This window comes from Nitrospira sp. Nam74, from assembly GCF_965152615.1.
The window spans coordinates 2680784-2704307 of record NZ_OZ224220.1; the positions used below are offsets into that span (position 1 = coordinate 2680784).

The 23524-nt window shown below is 55.5% G+C and carries 22 protein-coding genes; 12 read left to right on the plus strand and 10 right to left on the minus strand.

The window, feature by feature from the left end; all coding sequences use genetic code 11:
* From ACWHYZ_RS12550 to ACWHYZ_RS12570, 5 genes are all read left to right on the plus strand, one after another.
* Window positions 1–441 carry an archease gene (locus tag ACWHYZ_RS12550; protein WP_447983032.1) on the plus strand — a complete coding sequence of 147 codons (441 nt, stop codon included), beginning with the start codon at window positions 1–3 and terminating at the stop codon, window positions 439–441.
* A 12-nt stretch (window positions 442–453) separates the two neighbouring features.
* Complete coding sequence (locus ACWHYZ_RS12555) at window positions 454–1905, plus strand: RtcB family protein (RefSeq protein WP_447983033.1); 1452 nt, start codon at window positions 454–456, stop codon at window positions 1903–1905.
* Between the two features lie 265 nt (window positions 1906–2170).
* Window positions 2171–2440 (plus strand): hypothetical protein, encoded by a 270-nt coding sequence (locus tag ACWHYZ_RS12560; RefSeq protein ID WP_447983034.1) that lies wholly within the window; start codon window positions 2171–2173, stop codon window positions 2438–2440.
* Window positions 2441–2543: 103 nt separating this feature from the next.
* Window positions 2544–3026, plus strand: coding sequence for a hypothetical protein (locus tag ACWHYZ_RS12565; RefSeq protein WP_447983035.1), 483 nt, complete (start codon window positions 2544–2546; stop codon window positions 3024–3026).
* Between the two features lie 595 nt (window positions 3027–3621).
* A complete protein-coding gene (locus ACWHYZ_RS12570; protein WP_447983036.1) occupies window positions 3622–3942 on the plus strand; it encodes a putative quinol monooxygenase in 321 nt (106 codons plus the stop codon).
* Between the two features lie 37 nt (window positions 3943–3979).
* Here ACWHYZ_RS12570 and ACWHYZ_RS12575 read toward each other — a convergent pair whose 3' ends face one another.
* Together ACWHYZ_RS12575 and ACWHYZ_RS12580 are read right to left on the minus strand one after the other, a co-directional pair.
* Complete coding sequence (locus ACWHYZ_RS12575; protein ID WP_447983037.1) at window positions 3980–4564, minus strand: LemA family protein; 585 nt, start codon at window positions 4562–4564, stop codon at window positions 3980–3982.
* 34 nt (window positions 4565–4598) lie between these two features.
* A complete protein-coding gene (locus ACWHYZ_RS12580; RefSeq protein WP_447983038.1) occupies window positions 4599–5888 on the minus strand; it encodes a zf-TFIIB domain-containing protein in 1290 nt (429 codons plus the stop codon).
* A 122-nt stretch (window positions 5889–6010) separates the two neighbouring features.
* On the opposite strand from ACWHYZ_RS12580, the gene ACWHYZ_RS12585 reads away from it, so the two are divergent.
* Window positions 6011–6943, plus strand: coding sequence for a CoB--CoM heterodisulfide reductase iron-sulfur subunit B family protein (locus ACWHYZ_RS12585; protein WP_447983039.1), 933 nt, complete (start codon window positions 6011–6013; stop codon window positions 6941–6943).
* Window positions 6944–6976: 33 nt separating this feature from the next.
* A complete protein-coding gene (locus ACWHYZ_RS12590) occupies window positions 6977–7297 on the plus strand; it encodes a cupin domain-containing protein (RefSeq protein ID WP_447983040.1) in 321 nt (106 codons plus the stop codon).
* A 41-nt stretch (window positions 7298–7338) separates the two neighbouring features.
* On the opposite strand, the gene ACWHYZ_RS12595 is transcribed toward ACWHYZ_RS12590, so the two are convergent.
* From ACWHYZ_RS12595 to ACWHYZ_RS12630, 8 genes are all read right to left on the minus strand, one after another.
* A complete protein-coding gene (locus ACWHYZ_RS12595; protein WP_447983041.1) occupies window positions 7339–8316 on the minus strand; it encodes a multicopper oxidase domain-containing protein in 978 nt (325 codons plus the stop codon).
* A gap of 131 nt (window positions 8317–8447) precedes the next feature.
* A complete protein-coding gene (locus tag ACWHYZ_RS12600; protein WP_447983042.1) occupies window positions 8448–9140 on the minus strand; it encodes a Crp/Fnr family transcriptional regulator in 693 nt (230 codons plus the stop codon).
* Complete coding sequence (locus tag ACWHYZ_RS12605; protein ID WP_447983043.1) at window positions 9141–11003, minus strand: transketolase; 1863 nt, start codon at window positions 11001–11003, stop codon at window positions 9141–9143. It lies immediately after the preceding gene.
* A 136-nt stretch (window positions 11004–11139) separates the two neighbouring features.
* The gene (locus tag ACWHYZ_RS12610) at window positions 11140–12228 is read right to left on the minus strand and encodes a sulfate/molybdate ABC transporter ATP-binding protein (RefSeq protein ID WP_447983044.1); all 1089 of its coding nucleotides are present in this window, start codon (window positions 12226–12228) and stop codon (window positions 11140–11142) included.
* Window positions 12225–13043 carry a sulfate ABC transporter permease gene (locus ACWHYZ_RS12615; protein ID WP_447983045.1) on the minus strand — a complete coding sequence of 273 codons (819 nt, stop codon included), beginning with the start codon at window positions 13041–13043 and terminating at the stop codon, window positions 12225–12227. Before ACWHYZ_RS12615 ends, ACWHYZ_RS12610 begins: the two co-directional genes overlap by 4 nt.
* Window positions 13044–13053: 10 nt before the next feature.
* Window positions 13054–13938 carry a sulfate ABC transporter permease subunit CysT gene (cysT, locus tag ACWHYZ_RS12620; protein WP_447983046.1) on the minus strand — a complete coding sequence of 295 codons (885 nt, stop codon included), beginning with the start codon at window positions 13936–13938 and terminating at the stop codon, window positions 13054–13056.
* A gap of 33 nt (window positions 13939–13971) precedes the next feature.
* The gene (locus tag ACWHYZ_RS12625; protein ID WP_447983047.1) at window positions 13972–15048 is read right to left on the minus strand and encodes a sulfate ABC transporter substrate-binding protein; all 1077 of its coding nucleotides are present in this window, start codon (window positions 15046–15048) and stop codon (window positions 13972–13974) included.
* The gene (locus ACWHYZ_RS12630) at window positions 15026–15496 is read right to left on the minus strand and encodes an RrF2 family transcriptional regulator (protein ID WP_447983048.1); all 471 of its coding nucleotides are present in this window, start codon (window positions 15494–15496) and stop codon (window positions 15026–15028) included. Before ACWHYZ_RS12630 ends, ACWHYZ_RS12625 begins: the two co-directional genes overlap by 23 nt.
* A gap of 301 nt (window positions 15497–15797) precedes the next feature.
* Here ACWHYZ_RS12630 and ACWHYZ_RS12635 point away from each other — a divergent pair, with 301 nt between their 5' ends.
* Genes ACWHYZ_RS12635 through ribD form a run of 5 tightly spaced genes read left to right on the plus strand, consistent with a single transcriptional unit; the run spans window position 15798 to window position 23504 of the window.
* Window positions 15798–16697 carry a glycine--tRNA ligase subunit alpha gene (locus ACWHYZ_RS12635; RefSeq protein ID WP_447983049.1) on the plus strand — a complete coding sequence of 300 codons (900 nt, stop codon included), beginning with the start codon at window positions 15798–15800 and terminating at the stop codon, window positions 16695–16697.
* Window positions 16698–16699: 2 nt separating this feature from the next.
* Entirely contained in the window at window positions 16700–18868 is a 2169-nt protein-coding gene (gene glyS, locus ACWHYZ_RS12640; RefSeq protein WP_447983050.1) for a glycine--tRNA ligase subunit beta, read from the plus strand.
* Between the two features lie 55 nt (window positions 18869–18923).
* Complete coding sequence (locus tag ACWHYZ_RS12645; RefSeq protein ID WP_447983051.1) at window positions 18924–19400, plus strand: hypothetical protein; 477 nt, start codon at window positions 18924–18926, stop codon at window positions 19398–19400.
* 34 nt (window positions 19401–19434) lie between these two features.
* Entirely contained in the window at window positions 19435–22377 is a 2943-nt protein-coding gene (gene ppdK, locus ACWHYZ_RS12650; RefSeq protein WP_447983052.1) for a pyruvate, phosphate dikinase, read from the plus strand.
* Entirely contained in the window at window positions 22374–23504 is a 1131-nt protein-coding gene (gene ribD, locus ACWHYZ_RS12655) for a bifunctional diaminohydroxyphosphoribosylaminopyrimidine deaminase/5-amino-6-(5-phosphoribosylamino)uracil reductase RibD (RefSeq protein ID WP_447983053.1), read from the plus strand. Before ppdK ends, ribD begins: the two co-directional genes overlap by 4 nt.
* Window positions 23505–23524 lie beyond the last annotated feature (20 nt).

Below are 23524 nucleotides of genomic sequence, written 5' to 3' on the forward strand. Positions count from 1 at the left end.
ATGCCTTCATCGTTCCGCATCCTCGCAGACATCGCGGTGGCTGATGTCGCATTCGAGGCCGTCGGAGACACGCCCTCCGAGCTCTTTGAAGCGGTTGCACACGCCGTCATGGAAATTCTGGCCAATCCCACCACCGTCTCGAACATGTGGCATCGGACAATCGATCAGGAAGATGCGCAACTCGCCGACCTGTTGTTCGACTGGCTATCTGAGATGGTCTATCTCAAGGATGCAGAAGGCGTGGTGTTTTCTAAAGTCACGGCCTCTGTCATCTACGATCCCTCGCGTTTGTGCTGGAGGTTGCATGGAGAGTTGACGGGCGAGGCGATCGATCCGGCTCGACATGAATTGCGCTCAGATGTGAAGGCTGTGACGAAACATCTGTATGAGGTCCGCCTAAGCGGGGGACAGTGGAAAGCAAGGGTGGTGTTAGATATTTAGCTCGAGGCTTCTATGAAACTAAACACGCAGATGACCGTCAACCGGATCACAGATCAGATTTGGGAAATTCCGACGACTGAAAAAGAAGGCATGCGTGTGCCGGCCCGTGTCTATGCGACTGACATCATCATGTCCGATATGGACAGCGGCGTGTTTGAGCAGGTGACGAATGTGGCGTGCCTCCCGGGGATTCGCCGCCACGCTCTCTGCATGCCCGATGGGCACTGGGGATATGGCTTCCCGATCGGCGGTGTGGCCGCGTTTGACCTCGGCGATGGCATCATTTCTCCAGGCGGCGTGGGGTACGACGTCAATTGCGGAATGCGACTGATTCGAACCGACCTCACGTTATCCGATGTGACGCCCCGCCTGGACGCTCTCATGACGGAGTTGTTTCGGAAGGTGCCGGCCGGTGTCGGTTCGAAAGGCTCGGTGCGGCTCAATCGACGTGAGTTTGACGAGGTCATGCGCAAAGGTGCGAAGTGGTGTGTGGAACGTGGATACGGATGGACCGAGGATTTAGAACGGATCGAAGAACGCGGGTGTATCGGTGCTGCCGATCCGTCGAAAGTAAGCGATCGGGCCGCCGAGCGAGGTCATAGTCAACTAGGCACGTTAGGCGCCGGCAACCATTACCTTGAAGTACAGGTCGTGTCGAACGACCGGATCTTCGACCGGGAGACCGCGGCGGCTTTTGGGATCACCGGACACGATCAAATTGTCGTGATGGTGCACTGCGGCTCCCGTGGATTCGGCCATCAAATTGCCAGCGATTATTTGAAGTCTTTCGAAAAGGCCATGCGTCGCTATGGAATCACAGTGAAAGATCAACAATTGGCGTGTGCTCCCTTTCGTTCGCCGGAAGGACAGGATTATTTTGCGGCGATGAACTGTGCCGCCAACAGTGCGTTTGCGAATCGTCAAGTGATCACCCATCACATCCGGGAGGCATTCACGACCGTGTTCGGGCCATCCGCGGAAGAACTAGGCATGCATCTCATTTACGATGTGGCGCACAACATCGCCAAAGTCGAGCGATATGCAGAAGGCAATCTGTTAGTACATCGCAAGGGATCGACGCGTGCGTTTGGACCCGGCCGGCCGGAAGTGCCGGACGTGTATCGACGGACCGGCCAGCCGGTGATTTGTGGCGGCTCGATGGAAACGGGTTCCTATCTATTGGTCGGGACCGAACAAGCCATGCATGAGACGTTCGGGTCGACCATGCACGGGTCGGGTCGCACGATGTCGCGCGCGCAGGCCAAGAAGACGGTGCGAGGCGATCAGATTCAGAAACAGATGGCCCAGCGGGGCATTATTGTGAAGGCGGTGTCGATGTCCGGGCTCGCAGAAGAAGCAGGGCTGGCTTACAAGAATATTTCGGATGTCGTCGAGACGGTGGATGCGGCCGGCATCACGAAGAAGGTGGCAGAGTTGAGGCCCATCGGGAACATCAAAGGATAAAGCACGGGGAGTGTCGGCTGTTCCTACGTTGTCAATAAAAATGGACACTGTCTTTCTCGAGTAGAAAAGCGGTCTCCATCACAATTGCCGCATTGTTACCATAGATGGGGCGTCGCGCTTTGTAGGGTCGGTGACGGATAAGTTGACGGTTCAGTGACCTTGCCCATTCCTCCACATCAAGAGTGCAGATAAATCATGGTGATCGAGGCTGGCACATCGGGTGCTTACCTAGGTAGTAGCCGTGATGAATGTGGTGGAGGTGCTTATGTCGCTGTCCGTTAGAATGATTGTTTCGGTCTCTGTGATATTCTTGCCATGGTTCGTCGGAGAGGGTCTGGCCGAACACGATTTGGCCCAGCGATTGCGCCATGATGCTCAAATACAGTCCAACAATGGCCATTACAGGGAAGCTCAACAATTGCGATCGATCGCCGAGGCGTTGAAGAATAAAGACGCTGGAGTGGCCCATCAAGTGCAAACGGAAATCGGAAAGGGTCAAATCGACAAGGCGATGGATCTCATCAAAGCCCGATAGCGATTGATGTGGCTGTCGCCGTACTGCCCGCGACTCAGCATCCGTGGTATTCTCTTCCTCCGTGATCATCCACCCCGAACATTGGATTAACACGAGCATCCACATGTCTATTAAGACGATTCTGATTGCCCTTGCCTTTTTCGTCTCCGTCATTGACCCGCTGTCCGAGGTCAATGCTGCTACTGCTGCCACAAACCCGATGAATAGCCCCACGCTCGAGGCCATCCTTTCTGAATACAGCAGTCTCAAACCGAAGGTTGCGGCACTGGCTACGGACATTCGGGAGGCACGCAAAAACGGACAGGCTATGGAATCCGGCAAGATTCTGCTCGTCCGTCGCGACGTCAGCGAGTTCGTCAAACGACTCCGCCGTTATGATAAGGAGCATCTACGTGCGGCGAAAGGAGTGAAGACCTATCCGGACCGCGAAAAGATTTTGAGGCTCTTCCATGCGGCGGATGCCATCCATCGCTTGCTGGAAGCCGAGACAAAGTCCACTGACTTTCAGATGCTCGGCGTAAAGTACGAAGATATGTGGAAACAAGCGGATGCTGCCCTGACCGGCGATCAGACCAATGATCGGTAGACGCAAAAAAAGGGTCTCATTGCAAGACCCTTTTTCTGAGCGCTTAGGACGCCATTATTCTATGGATTCTCGTCGGAGACTCGTCTTAGGGAAGCGAGGGAGCAGATTGCGCTGTGTGGTTTTTGAATGAACCCTGCTGCTGCAAAGTCCGGTCCCATTTCATCCCAGATAGTCTGGGCTCTGGCTTTGATGCCACGGGGACACTGATTCTCGCACCACAACGCAATAGCTGCCTCTGACATGACCCCTACCTGACGAGCCCACCGTAGTCCGGGGGACTGAGGTCTTCCATGTACCCCTCCTTTGTTCACGCACGATTTGCATCATGCGCACAGTTATCATCAAGCAACACGGATGCCACGATAATCATGAGAGCCGCACAAATAGTGTTTCTAAAGTATCTTATAAGTCAGTCGGTTCAAGGACCGAGCAAAGGAAGAGGCTCTTGTGGAAGCTGTAATCGGTTTGGAGCGGCGTCAAATCCACCATTTGAGTTGGTGATTATCAGCCAGCCATACTTGTGATCGATGACTTCAAATTCATGGCACGGTATACTCGGCCACGGCGCGGTTCATCAACCAATCAAGAGGAAACTATGAATGGATTGACGGTTATGGCACGCGCGAAGGCGAAACCCGGTCGAGAAGCGGAGTTAGAGGAGGCCATGCGAGCGGTGGTAGCACCGACGCATCAAGAGGCCGGCTGTCTTCGGTACACCGTCCATCGTTCGATGATCGATCCAAGCGAATTTGTCACCATTGAACACTGGACCTCGAAAGAAGCTGTGGACCAGCATTTCACGACGCCTCATGTGCAGGCCCTCTTGAAAAAAGTCTCCGATCTGCTCATGCAACCACCGGACATTACGCTCTATGAGCACTTGCCGGAGGGTGTTTCTGAGAAGGGCCGACTCTAATCCTGCCACACTAACTACCAGATCCGCGGCCTGGGCGTCATGCCCGTTTTACTCGATTCACGAAGTCCAACTGTACATCTTGACGTTCTCCGTGAGGCACTTCCAATAACGGTCGCGCTCGATACCCAGACTGCTGTGCCACCAAGTTCGCCGGAATCTGTTCAATCGCAATGTTATAGAGGTTGACCGAGTCGTTGTAGAACTCGCGCCGATCGGCAATGGTGCTTTCGAGGACGGAGATGCGTTGCTGGACGTGAAGAAACTCCTGATTGGCCTTGAGGTCAGGATATTGCTCCGCGACTGCGAACAAACTCCCGAGCGCGGTGGTGAGCCGATTTTCAGCCCGCGCCTTTTCATCCACTGTCAGGCTTTGGCTATAAGCCGCTCTGGCTTTGGTGACCGCTTCCAGTGTCTCTCGTTCGTGGGTCATGTAACTGTTACAGACGTCGACGAGTTTGGGAAGTTCATCGTGGCGCTGTTTCAGAATGACGTCAATATTGGACCAGCCTTTATCGATATTATTCGACAGCCGCACAAACGTATTATAGGTACTGACCAGGTAGACAATCAGCCCGATCACGCCGAACAGCAGCAGCACTCCGACGACAAGCATGCTATACATCTGTGTCTCCTCGTTAAATGCGGTGCGTCTATCGCTATGGGATGACCGCGACGTATGAATGGAGTAGGCCCCAGACGCATGCCGCCGTCAACGCAGGCCCGCCATACAATAGGGTCAGTACCTGCCATTGCAGCTTGAATAAGAGATCGCGCTCACTTCGATCGGAAATCATAAACAGACTGTCAGGATGACGTCCGATAAATAACCGCGCCTCATTGGCGCTCTCATCTTGATCGCCTTCCTGTGCCGTTCCCAGAACGTAGACTCGCTCCTCTGGAAGAATGAAGCTTTCCGTACAGCGAAGGGTTTTTGAGGACAGCCATCCGGATGAGGCGATTCCTAATGTGGCAAGTCCTGCTTCAACGGTCGGCGGCAAGTCCATGTGCCCGCCGTTCTGATATGTTCCTCGCGTCTCTATCATCAGTTCGGCCCCGAGCGGCATGATCATCACGGCACCGGTCGCGTCACGAACGATGAATGGCGGATGAGACTGTCCCGTGGCGACGGTGACCCACTTGTCTTGTTTCCCGTAGCGCTGCCGCTCTTCCACCGTGTATGAGAAGAAGACGCATGGCATCCCGCTGAATGGGGAACTGAGCATAGACCCCGAAGGCTGAGCGTTGCCCGTGATCTCGACAGGTCCTATGGCTAACGATCTGATGGAGGAGGTAGGCGTGGTCTCGATGAGATGTTTTCGGCGATTCACTCGAAAACCAGAGACAAAGAGTGCGATGCCGCCCACCGCACCGCTTGTCAATAAGAGCAGCCCATCATCAACCTTTCCTACCCACTGGACTTTTGCGATGACTTGCCGAAGGATTTCCCCTACCAGTAATGTGATCACGAGCGACACGATGGCAACAATAGTCACCCAATAGAGCAATCCAACCGAGGAGCCTTGTCGTGTCCGTCTCTGGAACGCCGCTTGTTGGCCACGTTTCGATTGAACGGCCACCGCGCGAGCATAAAGAGCAATTTCATCCAATTGAATTGATGCCATGCCGCCCCGATGGGTCTCATGCAAGCGGGTCAGAACGCCTTGCGGCATCCACCATCCTTTACAGCTTGGACAGGTGAATGTCCCTTCGCCGGACACGATCTGTTCATCGAGAAGCGTGTGGCAGCGCGGACAGATAGAGCTGGTCTGAAGCGCCACGACTGCGTCGGCCGACGCTGCAGAAGGGAATGCCCGGTCCTTTTCAAGAAAGAGAGTCATTTCACCGGCATCGAGCCAAATGCCATGTCTTTTGGGGCAGACATCAATCTGCGGCGATTGCAGGGTGGGAACTTCGATGAGTGTGGTCTGACAGTGAGGGCATTGCATACATTCGTAGGTGAAAAAAAGTATAGCAATACGTCAACTTATGTCAAAAAGGGCGACGATTGCAGAGGGCTGTGTGAATCCGGCGCCTCCCTATGGTACGTTGAGGACAAAGGAATAGAGATATGTCGTTGAAATATGCCTTATATCCCGGTTGCGCCGCCAAGGGTGCCACACCAGAGTTGTATCAGTCGACAATGGCGATTATCGGGCGCCTCGGCATTGAGATTGTGGAGCTTCAAGCGGCCTCATGCTGTGGGGCAGGGGTCGTGTCAGAAGCCGATCCCGACCTCGCACTGGCGCTCAATGCCCGCACCTTTGCTCAAGCTGAACAACTCGGTTTGGACGTGATGACGATTTGCGGGACGTGCCAGGGTATCATGGGTGCGGCCAGTAAACGGCTCAAAGATCCGGCGGTGCGCGAGCGTATCAACCAGATGCTTGGGCAAGAGGGAATCACGTATCGCGGCACCATCCAAGTCAAGCACTTGCTCTGGATCGTCGTTCGTGAAGTGGGGTTACAACGCTTGCGGGAGCAGATCCGCATTCCACTGGGCGATTTCCGAATCGCTCCCTTCTATGGGTGCTACATCTTGCGACCATCATGGGATCTGGGGTTTGACGATCCTGAAAATCCCAATTCGCTCGAGAAGGTCATCCAAGCTGTGGGGGCCGAATCGGTTGCGTATGCCGGTCGCACCAAGTGTTGCGGATTTCCTATCATTCTTGAAAAGGAAGTCATCGCAGTGGCCATGGCAGGGCAGAACATGAAGGAGGCGAAAGAGGAAGGCGCCGATTTCATGGTGACCCCATGTCCACTCTGCCACATGAGTCTGGACATCTATCAAGATCGAGCCGGACAGGCAGTCCATACATCGCTCAATCTGCCCATCTTACATCTGCCGCAACTATTGGGATTGGCGATGGGTATTCCCGCCAAGGAGCTTGGCGTGTCACGCCATGTAATCCCTGTCGATTCCATTGTGCGAACGGTAGAACGAAGGCGAGAATCGAATAGCCATCAACCATCAGCTTCAGTCAAAGCCGAAGGCCGATAATTGATGGCCGCGTGCTGACAATCAAGGAGAATAATGAAGGTCATAAATCTATCGGACTATCAGCAGTTTGCTCAAGAGAAGATGAAGAAGAACAATATCTTTCAGACGTCCCGATTTTTCTGTGATGTCTATTGTTTCGAGCCAGGTCAGGAACAAAAGGGGCATGTGCATGGCGAGCAGGATAAAGTCTATCTCGTCTTAGAGGGTCAAGGAAGATTCAAGGTTGGGTCTGAAGAACAGGTGTTGGGACCCGGGCAGGGAACGATGGCGCCGGCCGGTGAAGAACATGGCGTGCTGAATCACACGAATGGGCGGCTCAAGGTTCTTGTGTTCGTCGCTCCGAATGGTTCCTAAAATGAGAGGGCAGCATCTGTGCGATGCTGCCCTCCAGGGCCCTACTTCGTTGGTGCAGATTCAGTCACTGGGTGCCCGGGTTCCACAAACGGCATGAGCGGCAACCGTTGGGCATCTTTGCTCACTTTCAAGATTGCGATGGCGCCTCGTAACGCATCGGTCAGCGAATGGGTGACGATCGGGTAGACCCCTTCACCTTTTTCCAGGACAATGTCAAGAATCGCGGCGCCGGCGGGCCCGACGACATGCGTTTGGATACCGCGTAGGCGATTGGCCGGGTTGCCGCTATCCCACACATCTTCCCAAATCTCCGCGATGGGATGGACCGCCGAAAAATTGTTGGGGCCGGCATTCACGAAGAAAAAACGGACGCGCTCTCCCGGCTTCGCCTCCAGAAAATGCCCACCCGCTTTGCTGTGCACCGGGTCGTATCGAAAGACGCCGCCATTAAAGAGGACATGGTCATAGCGCTTGTCGAACATCGCCTGCACGTCATCCACGTCTTTATACAATTCTGTTTGGACCAGGACATATTCCCGATCCGCTTTCGGCATCGCCTTGGGATTTTTCGGATCGACGATAATGGCCCCCACCATCCCGCGGGCGACATGCTGAATCATCGGCGATGCTCCGCAATGATAGACAAAGATGCCCGGGTTTTTGGCCTCCCACGTATAGTTCAATGATTCTCCTGGATTGAGTTCCCGGTAGTGCGTGAGGAAGCTGGCTTTTGCCGCATGAAAATCCATGGAATGCGGCCGGGTATTCGTGGCGGGGTTTGTCAAGGTAAACTCGACATGATCCCCCTCTGTTACACGAATGACAGGCCCTGGAAATTGATTGTTGAACGTCCAGGCGCTGTATTTCGTCCCTTCGCCGTCGACGACGACTTCCGTTTCAACCGCCGTCATCTCTACTTTCACCGTCTTGGCTTCAACATCAGCCAAACCAAGGCTGCCGCTTACAGCTGCCAAGCCAAACAGGAAAGACCACACTGCCAACCGCCGCTCTTTCAACATACGTAACCTCCATAATGTGATGGTGGAAAGATAGCCGAGCGTGCCGGCTAAAAACATGATACATGTCATGTTTTGTATAAATAGGAGCAAAGAGCGGAGCGCGGCTACATGGGCAGCTGTGACGTGTACGGTTAAGAGGAGGGGATCGCGATACGGCGGAGTTTGGGAAGATCCAGAACGAGGAGCGTTTTTGCTGTGCCGCTTACCAGCCCGCCCTCTTTAAATCGCGCCATGATACGGATGGCTGTCTCGGTCGTGATACCGACCATATTGGCGAGATCTTGACGAGTTAATCGTACCGTGAGTCGATATCCGGAACCCTCGCGAATGCTGGAACGCTCGACAAGGCTGACCAAGAGTCCGGCCAGCCGTTGTTCGGCTCCATCTAAGGCCAACACTTTGGCCTTTTCCTGTGCTTCGTTTAAGCGGTTGCCGAGATATTTGATGACTTCGACGGCTGCTTCGGGGTTGCGCTTCAGCATCTCGAAATAGGCTTTCTTGCGAAGACGCAGCACGCTGACCTCGCCCATGGGCTGAGCGCAACCGGGGTGCGGAGCTCCGTCGAATACCGCCGCTTCACAACAGAACAGATCGCCCGGCATTAATACTTTGAGCGTGACTTCTTTCCCGTCTAACGAGGTTTTAACGCATTTTACTGTGCCTTCTTTCACGATGTGAAAGAACTCGGCTGGATCCCCCTCTCGAAAAATGAACTGCCCCTTGCGATAGCGTGTCTCAATGACCTCGCCGGCCAAGCGCTGCCGTTCGGAGCGCTTCACCAGGTTAAAGAGAGGGATGGCTTTGAGGTGGTCGGGAGTTTTCATTTAGAGAATTCGTTTCACGGTGTCCACGATGGCCCGTGCGCTGATGCCGTACCGGTCGATCAGTTCATCAGGCTTCCCGCTGTGCGGAATGTCTCGAACAGCGATCTTATGAACGCGGAACCCCTCTTCACTGACGGCGGTGAGCACCGCATCTCCCAACCCGCCATGCGCATAGTGATCTTCAACCGTCAGGAGGCGTCCTTGAGTGGCACGGCCATGTTCAATTAAACCGGCACGGTCGATCGGTACAATGCTATACAGATCGATGACCCGGACGGCGACGCCCTGAGCCTTGAGTTGATCATAGGCTTTCAACGCTTCGAATAAGGTGACACCTGCTGCGACGATGGTTAAGCGGTCAGAGCCGCTCTGCCGCAGTACTTTTGAGCCGCCGATCGTAAAGGTCTCATCATTCCCATACAGAATAGGAGCCTTCGGGCGGCCCGTTCTGATGTAGGCCGGACCTTGGTGCGCCGCCATCAATTCGACAAGCCGGTGAGTGGATACGGCATCGCTTGGATACAGGACGATCATGCCGGGCTGAGCACTCATCATGGCAAGATCTTCCAAGCCCATTTGGGACGGACCGTCTTCGCCGATGCTGACTCCCACGTGGGAGCCCATCAATTTAATATTGTTTTGGCCGATGGCCGCCATGCGGATAAAGTCATACGCGCGGGTCAGGAAGCAGGCAAACGTGGCTGCGAAGGGAATTTTTCCATAGGCAGACAATCCTGCCGAAGTCCCCACCATATTTTGCTCGGCAATAAAGTTCTCGAAGAACCGCTCGGGAAACTGCTTCGCGAATTTGTCGGTAAAGGTCGAGTTCTTCACATCGGCGTCCAGCGCGACAACTAAAGGATTGGCTTCCCCCAAGGCGGCCAGGGCGGTGCCAAAGGCTTCACGTGTCGCCACGGAGTCGGTAGGCTTATAGTTGGGCGGAGCCATTGGCTTGGTTGGCTTTTTGCCGCTTGTCCATGACTCCGGCCGTTGAATAACGGGTTGGACCGAGGTTTGACGGAGTTGCCGCGTCAATGCCTCGATGGCTTTGTCGGTTTGCTCGCCTTTTTTGAGAGGTTTGCCGTGCCAGTCCGGCTGATCTTCGATACCGGGCAACCCTTTTCCTTTCAGCGTGCGCGCTAAAATAATCGTTGGCTTCCCTTTTGTAAAAGCGGCTTCCTCGAACGCCGCCAGGAGTTGGGCAATATCATGACCATCGACCACAATTGCATGCCATCCGAAGCCGCTCCAGCGGGCACGGTAGCCTTCCATGTCGTGCTGCAGCATCGTCGGGTCACTCTGTCCGAAGCGATTGACGTCGATGATTCCGCACAGGTTATCGAGACCATAGTAACGTCCAATTTCAGCTGCTTCCCACACCGAACCTTCAGCCGATTCTCCGTCTCCCATCAAGACATAAATCCGAGCCGTTGAACGGTCCAGGCGTTTGGCGTTGAGTGCCATTCCGACGCCCGCCGATAAGCCTTGCCCCAAGGAGCCGGTGGCTACGTCGACGAAAGGCAGCCGTGGCGTCGGGTGCCCTTCCAGATCGGAATCCAGGGTGCGGAGGCGAAGGAGCTCTTTCTTATCAAACAATCCCACTTCCGCCCATGCCGCATAGAGCAAAGGAGCGGCATGGCCTTTCGAAAGCACGAAGCGATCGTTGGCCGGATACTTTGGATTCTTCGGATCGTACCGCATGACGGAAAAAAAGAGCGTGGCGACGATATCGGCCGCCGAGGTGCAGCTGGTGGGATGTCCGCTACCGGCTTCGCTGGTCGCTCGGACGCTGTCAATTCTCAATTCAGTCGCTTTATTATGAAGTACGGTGAGCAGGGTATCCTCTGTCATTCTGACAGTCATGATGATCTCCTTTATGCAGTCGTCTTAAATACGTTGTAACAAACCATTGAGGAGGCGTCAATTGCGGCTGACGCGGTATCCCCAATGAAATCGTTGTCCTTTTTTCTTTGACCACACGTAGCACTTGAACAAATGGCTACGGCGTGAAGGGACTATTCGGCAATTGCATGGGCGGGGAGAGAACTCCATGCTCATGGGGCAGAATACGAAAATGTGTGATCGCATAAGAGACAGGCCGGCCCACTTCGAACCGGCGCTGGCGAAATTCTTCTTTGTTCATCCGTGACCGCAAAATGAGGCCCGTGTCGGTTTCGATCTCCAATCGATATGCAACCCCGAGAAAATAAACATGCCGCAAGCGGGCTTGGTGACGAAAATGATTCGGGTCTTCAGACAGCTTGATATAGTACGGGCGGAACCCGATTCGGATCCGGGATCCGTCCGGGAAGTCTGGAGCGGGAAAATCCAAATCGCGTACATGCGCGACGCCTTGTTTCACTTCAGCCTCGACGATATTCATCGAGCCGATGAACCGCGCCACGAATTCGGTCGCAGGATCTTCATACACCTCCGCCGGTGACCCGACCTGTTCAAGGCGTCCTTTGGAAAATACAATCAGCCGGTTCGAGACTTCCATCGCTTCTTCCTGATCGTGCGTCACGAACAGGCTCGTGACCGCCAACTCGTCGTGCAGGCGAATCAGCCATTCGCGCAACTCTTGGCGAACCTGTGCATCGACCGCCCCGAACGGTTCATCGAGCAGCAGGACGCTGGGGCGCGGCGCTAATGCGCGTGCGATGGCTACCCGTTGACGCTGTCCTCCCGACAACTGATGCGGATATCGGTCTCCCAGTCCCTGCAAGCCCATCAACTGTAACAGCTCGGTCACCCGTTGATGGATGTCCGATTTCCCCCACTTCTTGATGGACAGTCCGAAGGCGACGTTCTGGGACACGGTCATATGCTTGAACAGTGCATAGTGCTGAAACACAAACCCGATGTTGCGCTGCTGCACTGACAAGTCGTTCACACGCACATGATCGATAAAGATGTCGCCGGACGAGGGGAACTCGAGTCCCGCGATCATTCGAAGCACGGTGGTCTTGCCGCTTCCACTGGGCCCAAGCAGTCCCAACAGTTCTCCTTCTTTCACGGTAAAGGACACGTTGGAGACGGCCTGCACCGATCCGAAACGTTTGGTGAGTCCCCGCACTTCGATCTTCACGGCTGCACCATCGGGGTCATTGGGTCCGCCACGGCAGACGACCGACTTTTGACGAGTTCGAGGACCATCAGAATGAGAAACGAGATGGCAAGGAGGACGGCTGCGACCGCATAGGCTCCGACATAATTAAAGTCCACATAACTTTGGTAAATGTGCAAGGTGGCCGTTTGGGTGAGCTGTAAGACGTTTCCGGAGACGACCAAGACCGCCCCAAACTCCCCGATGGCGCGCGCAATCGTCAGTGTTGCGCCGTAGATCATGCCCCATCGGATGGCGGGGAGGGTCACCCGAAGAAAAATCTGCCATTCATTAGCGCCCAGCGTGCGCGCCGCTTCTTCGCTGTCCGTCCCGATGGCCATAAGAATCGGCGTGAGCTCACGGACCACAAATGGAAAGGTGACAAACAGCGTGACCAATATCATGGCAGGCAGCGCATAGAGAATCTTGATATCCATGGCACCGAAGAAGGTGCCCAGGATGGTCCCGGGCCCCAAGAGCAGAATCATCATGAATCCCGTAATGACCGGCGACACCGAGAAAGGAAGATCGATGAGGCCACTCAGGAACGTTTGGCCCCAGAAGCGTTGCCGGGTCAATACGATCGCCGTGATCGTGCCGAAGAACAGGTTGAGGAGGAGGACGATGGCGGTAATTTCCGTAGTGAGCCAAAACCCGTGGATCGCTTCCGGACGCAGGACTTCGGCAAGGAATATCGTGAACCCGTCCCCGAATGCTTGGACGCACAGGTAGGCAATCGGTCCAACCAACAGGACCACAAAATAGATCCACACGATGGCAATCAAGAATCGACGCATCACATCCGTATCAGCGTTGGGCGTGTACAGGAGAATCTGAACACCGGCCGAACCACGTTCTATTCATGACGGCATTGAGAAATGTCGGCAAACGTTCTCCGGGTCGTCTGGTCAGGCGTTCCAAGAGCATCAAGGCGAGAAACGAAAGGATCAGCACGAGAATGGAGACCGATGTCGCCCCTTGCGGGTTGTAACTTTCGATTTCGCCATAGACGTACACGGCGGCGACCTGCGTTTTGAGCGGGATGTTGCCGGCCACGATGACGACCGATCCAAATTCACCGAGTGCGCGCACAAAGGTCAAGAACACACCGGTCAACAGGCCCGGCAGCACGGAGGGCACCGTGACGCGCCAGAAGGCCTGCCATGGTGTCGCCCCAAGTGTATATGCGGCTTCTTCCTGATCCTGCTCCAATTCCATAAGGACAGGCTGAAGCGCACGGATCGTGAATGGCATGGTCACGAACAACATGGCCAGCACGATGCCCGGCACATTGTAGAGGACTTCAATCCCTCCCTGCTGCAGCCATGCGCCAAGGGGGCTCGTCGCGCCGTAGACGGCGGCGATCATGATACCGGCGACGAGCGTGGGAATGGCAAAAGGGAGATCGACGAGCGCATTGAGAAAAGCCCGTCCAGGAAAGTCCTGCCGCACCAAGACCCATGCTGAGAGCGTTCCGAATACGGCATTGATGATCGTCGTGAGCAATGCGGCCTCAATGGTCAAGATGAGGGCCGCTTTTGCCTGTGGCTGTTGAATGTCCTCCATGAAACGGGTGAATCCATCCTCAAAAGACTGGAATCCGATCGCGGTTAGCGGCAGCAGGATTAAACAGAGGACGTAGCCAATAGCTGCCGATCTAAGGGCAAGTCTGGTTAAGATATGGCCGGTCATGGTCTCAGACGTGCACGTGCCATCGTGTGGAGATCATTTTCCCCTGGCTAGCTCTTCAACCGCACGAGTCCACAGACCTTGTGGACTGAAGAGGAGCGAGGCCACTTTCTCCCATCCGCCAAGCTCGGCGATCGTGAACAGATGAGCCGGCTGCGGAAAGGTTTTGGCCGGTTGTGTGCCGGCGTTCACCGGAACGACCGTTCGGAAGTCGTACTCGGCGAAGGCGCGTTGGGCGTCCTCGCTGTGCAGGAACGCGATAAAGGCTTCGGCGATATCGCGCACCTTATGCTTGTCGACGTTCCGATCCACGAGCGCGGCCGGATTTTCGATCAGGACCGTTTCGGCAGGAATCACCAGGTCCATTGGACGGCCGCTCTTGATGCGCGGAAGCAATTCGTTCTCATAGGTCACGATCACATCCCCGACGCCACGTTCAAAGGTCGTGACCGATTCCCGTCCGCTCTTGTCCATGACCTTAACGTTCTTTTGAATCCGCTTGAGGAGCGCGGCCGCCTGGGTTTCAGCAGGTCCCTGTTTCGGATCAGCGAGCTGAAGCCCGGCGCCATAGATCGCGATGATGTCCCACATGGCGCCCCCGGAGGTTTTTGGATTGGGATAAAGCACATCGATGCCGGGTTTGGTCAGGTCTTCCCAGGTTTTGATCTGTTTCGGATTGCCTTTGCGGACTCCTAACGCGACGACCGATGCGCTGACGTTCCCACGATCCGCTCCCTTCCTCCAATCGTGTGTGATCAATCCCGCTTTTGCCACCTGGTCCACATCGCCTTCCACGGACAGCACTGCGATATCGGCTTCAAAGCCGCCGATGATCGCCCGTGCTTGCGCCCCCGACGCGCCGTATGAACTCCGCACGCGAATGTCCTGTCCCGTGCGCTGCTTCCACTGCTGCTTGAAAGCCGGGATTAACTTCTGTTCATAGGCTTCTTTCGGGACGCTATAGATGGCGAGCATGAGTTCGCGATCTGCAGAGAGACCTTCCGAGACACCGGTGAACACGTACGTGAGGATCAAGAGGGTCAGACTTGCCAATGTGACGAAGAGGGGACGAACGAGTGCGCCGGACGGTTTAGCGTAATGGATGATTGGCATGAGCGCTGTTTCCTTTGGTCTGTTTCGCAAAATCGCTAAGCGTGTAATTGTCGAGAATGTCTGAGATCGCGTTACGCACATTGAGCATGACTCCTTGGATGGGGCATGCTGCATGCCCGCTGTCTTCGGCATACGGACAGTCGCTGCATTTCTGGTAAGCCGACTTGCTTACGCAGGCGATGGGTGCCAATGGGCCATCCAGAATACGAATGACCTGCCCGAGCGTAATCTCATGTGGCGGTTTAATGAGGCTGTAGCCGCCGGTCACTCCACGACGACTGGCTAGGAGCCCTGCATTCTTGAGCGCCAGGAGGATCTGCTCGAGAAACTCAATCGGAATATGCTGCTGTTCGGCAATCTGCTGCCGTTGGAGCAAGTCTCGGCCATAGTGCTCAGTCAGCTCGATAAGGGCCCGGAGCGCATACTCACTTTTCTTTGAAAATCGCATTTGTCGACTTCGTCGCTTAACTTTGCTGACAATACGCTTTCCAAGAGGTCAACGTCAAGGCAGGTTCCCACCCTAAGCAGGAAAACACTAGTGGTGTTCATGCGCCCATACTGGCTCATAAGTCGAATGCCTGTAGGTCGTTCGCGTCTTGACAGTGCGTCAAATTTCTTGTTAGCTTGGCCACCTTATGAGGAATCTGTGCACTGCGCCAACAAGTACATTGTGATGTTTTGCAAGCCTTTACTATTACTATCACCTATCGTCTAACCGATTACACCGCACCTACTTCAGGAAACGATCTGTGACCTATCAGGAGCTTATTTTGACCCTGCACCGTTACTGGGCCGACCGGGGGTGCGTCATCCATCAACCCTACGATCTGGAAATGGGAGCGGGGACATTTCACCCGGCGACGTTTCTCCATGCCTTGGGGCCGGAGCCCTGGCGAACCGCCTATCCACAACCGTGCCGGCGGCCGACTGACGGTCGGTATGGTGAAAACCCCAATCGGATGCAGCATTACTATCAATACCAGGTCGTGCTGAAGCCATCGCCGGCCAATATTCAAGACCTCTATTTGGACAGCCTCGCCGGACTCGGCATCGACCCCAAAAAGCACGATATCCGCTTTATGCAGGATGATTGGGAATCACCCACGCTTGGTGCCTGGGGATTGGGGTGGGAAGTGCGGCTCGATGGGATGGAGATCACGCAATTTACCTATTTTCAGGAGATCGGTGGGATTGAGCTGAATCCGATCACGGTCGAAATCACCTATGGGACTGAGCGTATTGCCATGTACCTGCAGCAGGTCAACAATGTGTTCGACCTGGCCTGGACCGACGACATCACCTATGGCGATATTCATCACCAGACCGAAGTGCAATTTTCGACGTACAACTTTGAAGAAGCCGATGTCCCCATGTTGAGCCACACGTTTCAGGCCTTTGAGGCGGAATCTAAGCGGCTGATCGAGAAGGGCTTGGTGCTTCCGGCGTATGATTACTGTATCAAGACGTCGCACCTGTTCAATCTGCTCGATGCCCGGGGGGCCATCAGTGTCGCCGAACGAACGGGATATATCGCCCGTGTCCGTGCTCTGGCTCGGCAGTGCGCGGAAGGGTACATCACCGAGCGCGAGAAACTTGGGCATCCTTTGCTCAAGCGCGTCCCCGCCTTGGGCCAGGGTGTGCTGAAGTAGTGATGGCCGCCGCAAAAAAAACAGCGCGTGCGAAGAGAACCTCTTCCTCTGCCGTCCAGGCAGTCGGCGAATTGCTCTTTGAAATCGGTACAGAGGAATTGCCGTATCAGTTTGTCCCCCTCGCCCTCACGAGCCTTCGCGAATCCGCCGAACGTTTGCTCAAAGAACATCGCCTGACACATGAACAGATTCGCGTCCTCGGCACACCTCGGCGCATCACGCTGCTTGTCGAGGCCTTGGCCGCGCAGCAAGCCCCTGTCGTGAAAGAGGTGATGGGCCCGTCCAAGGCGGTAGCCTATGATGCGGCCGGCATGCCGACGCGGGCGCTTCTTGGATTCATGGCCGGTCAGCAGATCGGGCCAAAAGACCTGGAAGTTCGTCAGACCCCTAAAGGCGAGTACGTGTGCGCGGTGAAGCACGATGCTGGGCGCCCAACCGCTGCAGCATTGAGCGATCTGCTTCCCCAGTTGATTACATCGCTTTCATTTCCGAAATCCATGCGTTGGAACGAGACCGGGTTGAAATTCGCTCGTCCTATACGATGGCTGGTTGCACTATATGCAGGACGGGTCGTCACATGTCAGGTGGCGGGTGTCGCCGCTGGAAACCGAACGTGGGGACATCGGTTCCTGGCCGGCTCCGGCCGTTCCTCTCAGCAAGGCCTCCCCGTGAAAGATGGCAAATCCTATCTCAATGTATTGGAGCGGCACGGGATCGTGGCGGACCCGGATGCGCGACGCGCCATGATTCTGGATCAGATCGAAACGCTGGCGAAGTCGGCCCAAGGGTTATTACATCGGGACGAAGATCTCCTCGAGCAGGCTGTCTACACCGTGGAATACCCTCAGGCGATTCTTGGAACGTTCAATGCAGGGTATCTCTCGGTGCCGAAAGAAGTCCTGATGACGGCGATGAAGGAGCACCAAGGTTTCTTTTCGTTGGTCAAGAAGGATGGCAGTTTGTTGCCCGCGTTCATCTCCGTCACGAATATGAAATTACGGGATATGCGGCTCATCCAAGAAGGAAATGAGCGGGTACTCGCTGCAAGGCTGGCGGATGCGAAATTCTTTTTTGATGAGGACCGGAAGACCAAGCTGATCGATCGCCTCGAACGACTCAAGGGCATGACGTTTCATCAAAAGCTGGGCACCCTGTATCAGAAGACCGAACGGGTGATGAAGTTAGCCGACACATTGGCTGATGACCCTGGTCATCGCGAGGCCTGTCGAAGGGCGGCTCAGTTAAGTAAGGCCGATTTGTTGACTGGAATCGTCGGCGAGTTTCCCACGCTCCAAGGAATCATGGGCGGCGAGTACGCCAAACACGATGGGGAACCTTCCGAGGTCAGTACGGCCATTGCGGAGCATTATCTCCCGCGGGCTATGGACGGTGAGTTGCCCAAGACACCGGCAGGGACCATTCTGTCGCTTGCGGACCGGCTCGACACGATCGCAGCCTTCTTTCATGTAGGGGTTGTTCCGACGGGCTCAGAAGATCCACTGGGCTTGCGACGCCATGCGTTGGCGGTCGTGCGGCTCATCATTGAAGGTCGTGTCACATTGAACCTTGTCGAGGCGGTTCGCTACGCCAAGGAGCTGGTCTCGCAGCAGGGATTCAAGGGCAGCGGAGGCGCCGATCCACTTGACTTCATCGCCGACCGTTTCCGGTATTACGTTCGGACCGTTCATGGGTTCAGGGAAGATGTCATCGATGCCATCGTGAAGCCGGCCATTCAGAACGCCCGAGCCGGAACCTTCAATCTGGTTGATCTGCTCGAACGCATGAAGGCCCTGCAGGCTGTGACGACACAAACCGAGTTCGATCCTCTCATGGTGGGGTTCAAGCGGGCGCATCGGCTGATCGAGAAGGAAAAGTGGACGAAGGAAGATGTGGATCACGCGTTGTTTGAGCATGCCGCCGAATCCGAGCTATCCAAGGTCCTCGTGGACGCCAAGACGCTCCTGCCCGGTTTGGTGGCGGAAGGAGAGTATGGAAAAGCCTTGAATGCGCTCGTCCAGATGAAGCCTGCGATCGACGAATTTTTTGACGGAGTACTGGTCAATGCCGAGGATGAGCGGCTGAGGTCGAATCGGCTATCATTGTTGTGTGCTGTGGATCGCCTTTTCTCGAGCATTGCGGATTTCTCTCAAATCTCCGTGCAGGGAGCATGAATGATGTGAGCCGCCCGCGTTGATCAGCAGACAGTCTCCATCGTTGGATGTGACAGTGGATCCCGATGCCCTCACGGATGAGCAAGAAGCGCGACTGCGGCGCTATGGCTTATGGGTCACAGCCGGCATGATGGTGCTGTGCAACGCGATCTTTCTTGGAGGCATGTGGCTCACCGGGGTGAAACTCGAGCAACTCATTCGGATCCCCGATATTTTCAACCCGCGTCAAGATGTCTGTCTGCGTTTTACCTGGCATCAGGTCGAGGGGGACGATCAGCCGGTTCGGCTCTGTTCAGAATGGATTATTCTCTCCGACCCGTCCGGCGAAACCCATACATTTCAGAAGGAAACGGAAGTGGTGAAAGGAAGGGACGGGAAGCTGTACTTCAATTATGGGGCGCGGGTTGATTATCGCGTCTTTGCATTCGGAGGATTCGTCGTCGCCATTATTATTTTCGGCATCTGGTTGAAGCGGTATCTGATACGGCGCTATCGTATGCACTTACAACAACAGACCTCATCGCTCGTATAATTATCGGCATCATGCCAATGAAGAGAGGGTAGTCGTGGCCACAAAAAAATATGTCTATTACTTCGGCGACGGAAAAGCCGACGGTGCGGGGGATATGAAAGATTTGCTCGGTGGGAAAGGCGCAGGACTCGCCGAGATGACGAACCTTGGTATTTCCGTGCCGGCCGGGTTTACCATCACCACCGAAGCCTGTATCGAATACTACCGCCGCAAAAAGATGTATCCACCGGGCCTCTGGGATGAAGCCTTGCACGCCTTGAAGAAGGTCGAGCGGTCAATGGGCATGCGGTTTGGGGATCCTGCGAACCCCTTGCTGGTCTCCGTTCGCTCCGGCGCGCGCGCCTCGATGCCGGGGATGATGGATACGGTGTTGAACGTCGGGTTGAATGATCGCACCGTCGAAGGGTTGGCGGCCAAAACGAAAAATGAACGATTCGCCTTGGACAGCTATCGGCGCTTCATCGCCATGTTCGGGCATATCGTCATGGGGATCCATCGCGAGAAATTCGAGGAGGTCTTCGCACGCAAGAAATCGGAAGTCGGGGCGAAGGTCGATACGGATTTGGACTCCCGCGCGCTCAAGGATCTGGTCATTCGGATGAAGGCCATCGTCACGCAAGAAACGGGGCGTAGTTTCCCCGAAGATCCCATCGAACAGCTTCGGATGGCGATCAATGCCGTGTTTACGTCCTGGTACGGTGCCAGAGCAGTCACGTATCGGCGTCTCTATAATATTCCCGATAGCTGGGGGACCGCCGTCAGCGTCGTCGCCATGGTCTTCGGGAATATGGGCAATACGAGCGGTACCGGTGTCTCATTTACGCGGGACCCCGCCTCCGGTGAACGCAAGTTTTTTGGCGAGTTTCTCTTAAACGCTCAGGGAGAAGATGTCGTGGCCGGCATCCGCACGCCGCTGCCCGTGAGCGCGCTCGGCAAGGCTCTCCCCCAGGCCAACAAATCGCTGATTGATACGTATAAAAAGCTTGAGAAGCATTACCGCGATATGCTCGACCTGGAATTCACGATCCAGGAAGGCAAGCTGTACATGTTGCAAACCCGGGTCGGTAAGCGAACCGGCATTGCCGCCGTCCGGATTGCCTACGAGATGGTGAATGAGGGATTGATCACGAAACAGGAAGCCGTGATGCGTGTCAGTCCGGATCAACTCTCCCAATATCTCTATCCGATTTTCGATACGGCCGAAGAAGGCAAGCATCCGGCGATCGGAAAAGGATTGCCGGCGGGGCCGGGCGCCGCGGCCGGTAAAATTGCCTTGACTCCGGATCGGGCCGTGGAGATGCATGCCCGTGGTGAGCGGGTCCTGCTGGTGCGCCAGGAAACCAGCCCGGACGATATTCATGGCATGCACGCGGCTCAAGGGTTTTTGACGGCGCGTGGAGGCATGACCTCGCACGCGGCGGTCGTGGCTCGCCAGATGGGAAAAGTGTGTGTGGCAGGATGCGAAGCGGTCACGGTCGAAGACAATACGACGGTCCGTATCGGATCGCTCACGTTGAAAGAAGGGGATTATCTTTCGATTAACGGGTTTACCGGGCAGGTGTACAACGGTGATATTCCTGTCGTCGAATCGGAGGTCATTCAGGTCGTTCAAGGGAAGCTCGATGCGCGCCGATCCGAGAAGTACCGCATCTTTGCGACATTTCTCGACTGGGCGGATGAGTTCCGGACACTCCACGTCCGAGCCAATGCCGATATTCCGGATCAAGCCAAAATCGCCAGGGGATTTGGCGCCGAAGGCATTGGACTCTGCCGCACGGAGCATATGTTTTTCGCGGAGGACCGCATTCCAATCATGCAAAAGATGATTCTGGCGCGTGCTCGTGAAGAACGAGAGCAGTATCTCGCCCAATTACTGCCGTTGCAGAAGCAGGACTTCATCGGGCTCTATCGGGAGATGGAAGGATTTCCGGTTACGATCCGCCTGCTGGATCCGCCACTGCACGAATTCTTACCCAAACGGGAAGATTTAATGGTCGAAATTGCCAAGTTGGAATTGACGGACGGACGATCCGAAGTCATTGAGGAAAAGCGCCGCCTGTTGGAGCGTGTGGAAGAACTGCATGAGTTTAACCCCATGTTGGGGCTTCGAGGTTGCCGGCTCGGTATCACCATGCCGGAGATCACCCGCATGCAGGCACGGGCTATTATTGAGGCAGCGTGTGAGCTTGGGCGGGAGGGGAAGAAGATCGTGCCCGAGATCATGATCCCGCTGGTCGGGATGGTTTCCGAAATGAAGGCGCAGAAAGACTTGATCCGCGAAGTGGCTGAGGAAACCCTGGCATGTAACGGTGTGGAACTGTCCTATCTCGTCGGCACCATGATCGAATTGCCTCGTGCCGCCGTCACAGCCAAGCGCATTGCCGAACAGGCCGAGTTCTTTTCATTCGGCACAAACGACTTGACACAGACGACATTTGGTTTTTCCCGCGATGATGCCGCGAAATTTGTGGCCTTCTATATGAAGCGTCAGGACTGTTGCCCGATATGCCTTAGTCCACAGGTGAATTGGAAAGAGATGATCTGCCAAAGTTGCGGGAGTCATATCGCAGCCAAGGCGGATAACATTCTCGAAGCCGATCCTTTTGCCGTGTTGGATCGCGAAGGTGTCGGGGCGATGATGCGGTTGGCGATCAACGAAGGCCGGCAGACGCGTCCGGACATCAAGCTCGGCATCTGCGGCGAACACGGCGGCGACCCAAGCTCGGTCGAGTTTTGCCATGAACTCGGCTTAGATTATGTCAGTTGTTCTCCGTTCCGTGTGCCGATTGCCCGACTCGCGGCCGCACAGGCCGCCCTCAATGCAATGCCGCCCGGGAAAAAGAAACCGTCCACTCATGCGCCTGTCTCCAGCCCGGGAAAGAGGAATGGGAAGACCAAAGTGGCCGCCCGAGCCAAGAAATCTGCGCGACCTACACGGACAGCCGGCGGCAAATCGGCACCTCGCAGAACTCGGTGAACGACGCCGATCTCGATCGTACGTACATGCAACGCGCGTTGCGTCTTGCGGCAAAGGGACGGGGACGCACAAGCCCGAACCCGATGGTCGGAGCGGTCATCGTCTCGAAAGGCTGCATCGTCGGGGAGGGATATCATCACCAAGCCGGCGAGCCCCACGCTGAAATTCTCGCGCTCAGAAAAGCCGGTGCACGGGCTCGAGGCGGGACGCTCTATGTGACACTCGAGCCCTGTTGCCATACCCGCAAACGAACCCCTCCATGCGTGCCCACTTTGGTTGAGGCCGGTCTCCGGCGAATCATGGTTGCCATGGTCGATCCCAATACCCGGGTAAAAGGACGCGGAGTGGCTCGCCTCAGACGGGCGGGTATTCAAACCGTGGTGGGGTGTTGTCGAGAAGAGGCCGAAAAACTGAACGAGGCCTATACCCATTGGACCCGTACCGGCAGGCCGTTTGTAATTCTCAAGGCCGCGATGACGTTGGATGGAAAAATTGCCACGGCGACCGGCGAGTCACGATGGATTACCGGGGCGTCAGCACGGCTGGCCGTCCATCGATTGCGAAGCCAGGTCGATGCCGTCATGGTCGGCATCGGCACGGTGCTCCATGACGATCCGCAACTCACAGCCAGACCGCCCGGCAGCAGAGTGCCACAGCCGTTGCGAGTGATTCTCGACAGTCGTCTTCGAATGCCATTGAACGCAAGGGTCTTGTCTACGAAAGGTGGGGGCGGGGTTATGATCGTCACGACCCGCCGTGCTGCGAAGCCTCGGATTGAGAACCTTCAGCGCCTGGGCGCCACCGTTGTGATCGTTCCAGAGGAACATGGACGGGTTTGGTTGAACGCCTGCTTGACGGAACTTGGGAAGCGGGGCATCACGACGGTTTTGATTGAAGGCGGCAGTGAGCTGAATGCGTCCGCATTACGTGCGGGACTGATTAATCGGCTTCGAGTATATGTCGCCCCTTCTGTGTTAGGTGGTCGGGATGCAAAAGGAGTATTCGGGGGAACTTCTCCAGCCTCGCTGACTGATGCCATGCTTCTGAAGGATGTCCAGGTGAAACGAGTGGGTAAAGACATTTTCATTGAGGCCAAGGTTGCCTCTCGCTCTTCGCGTACCCATTAAGATACACGCCAGGATCTTTA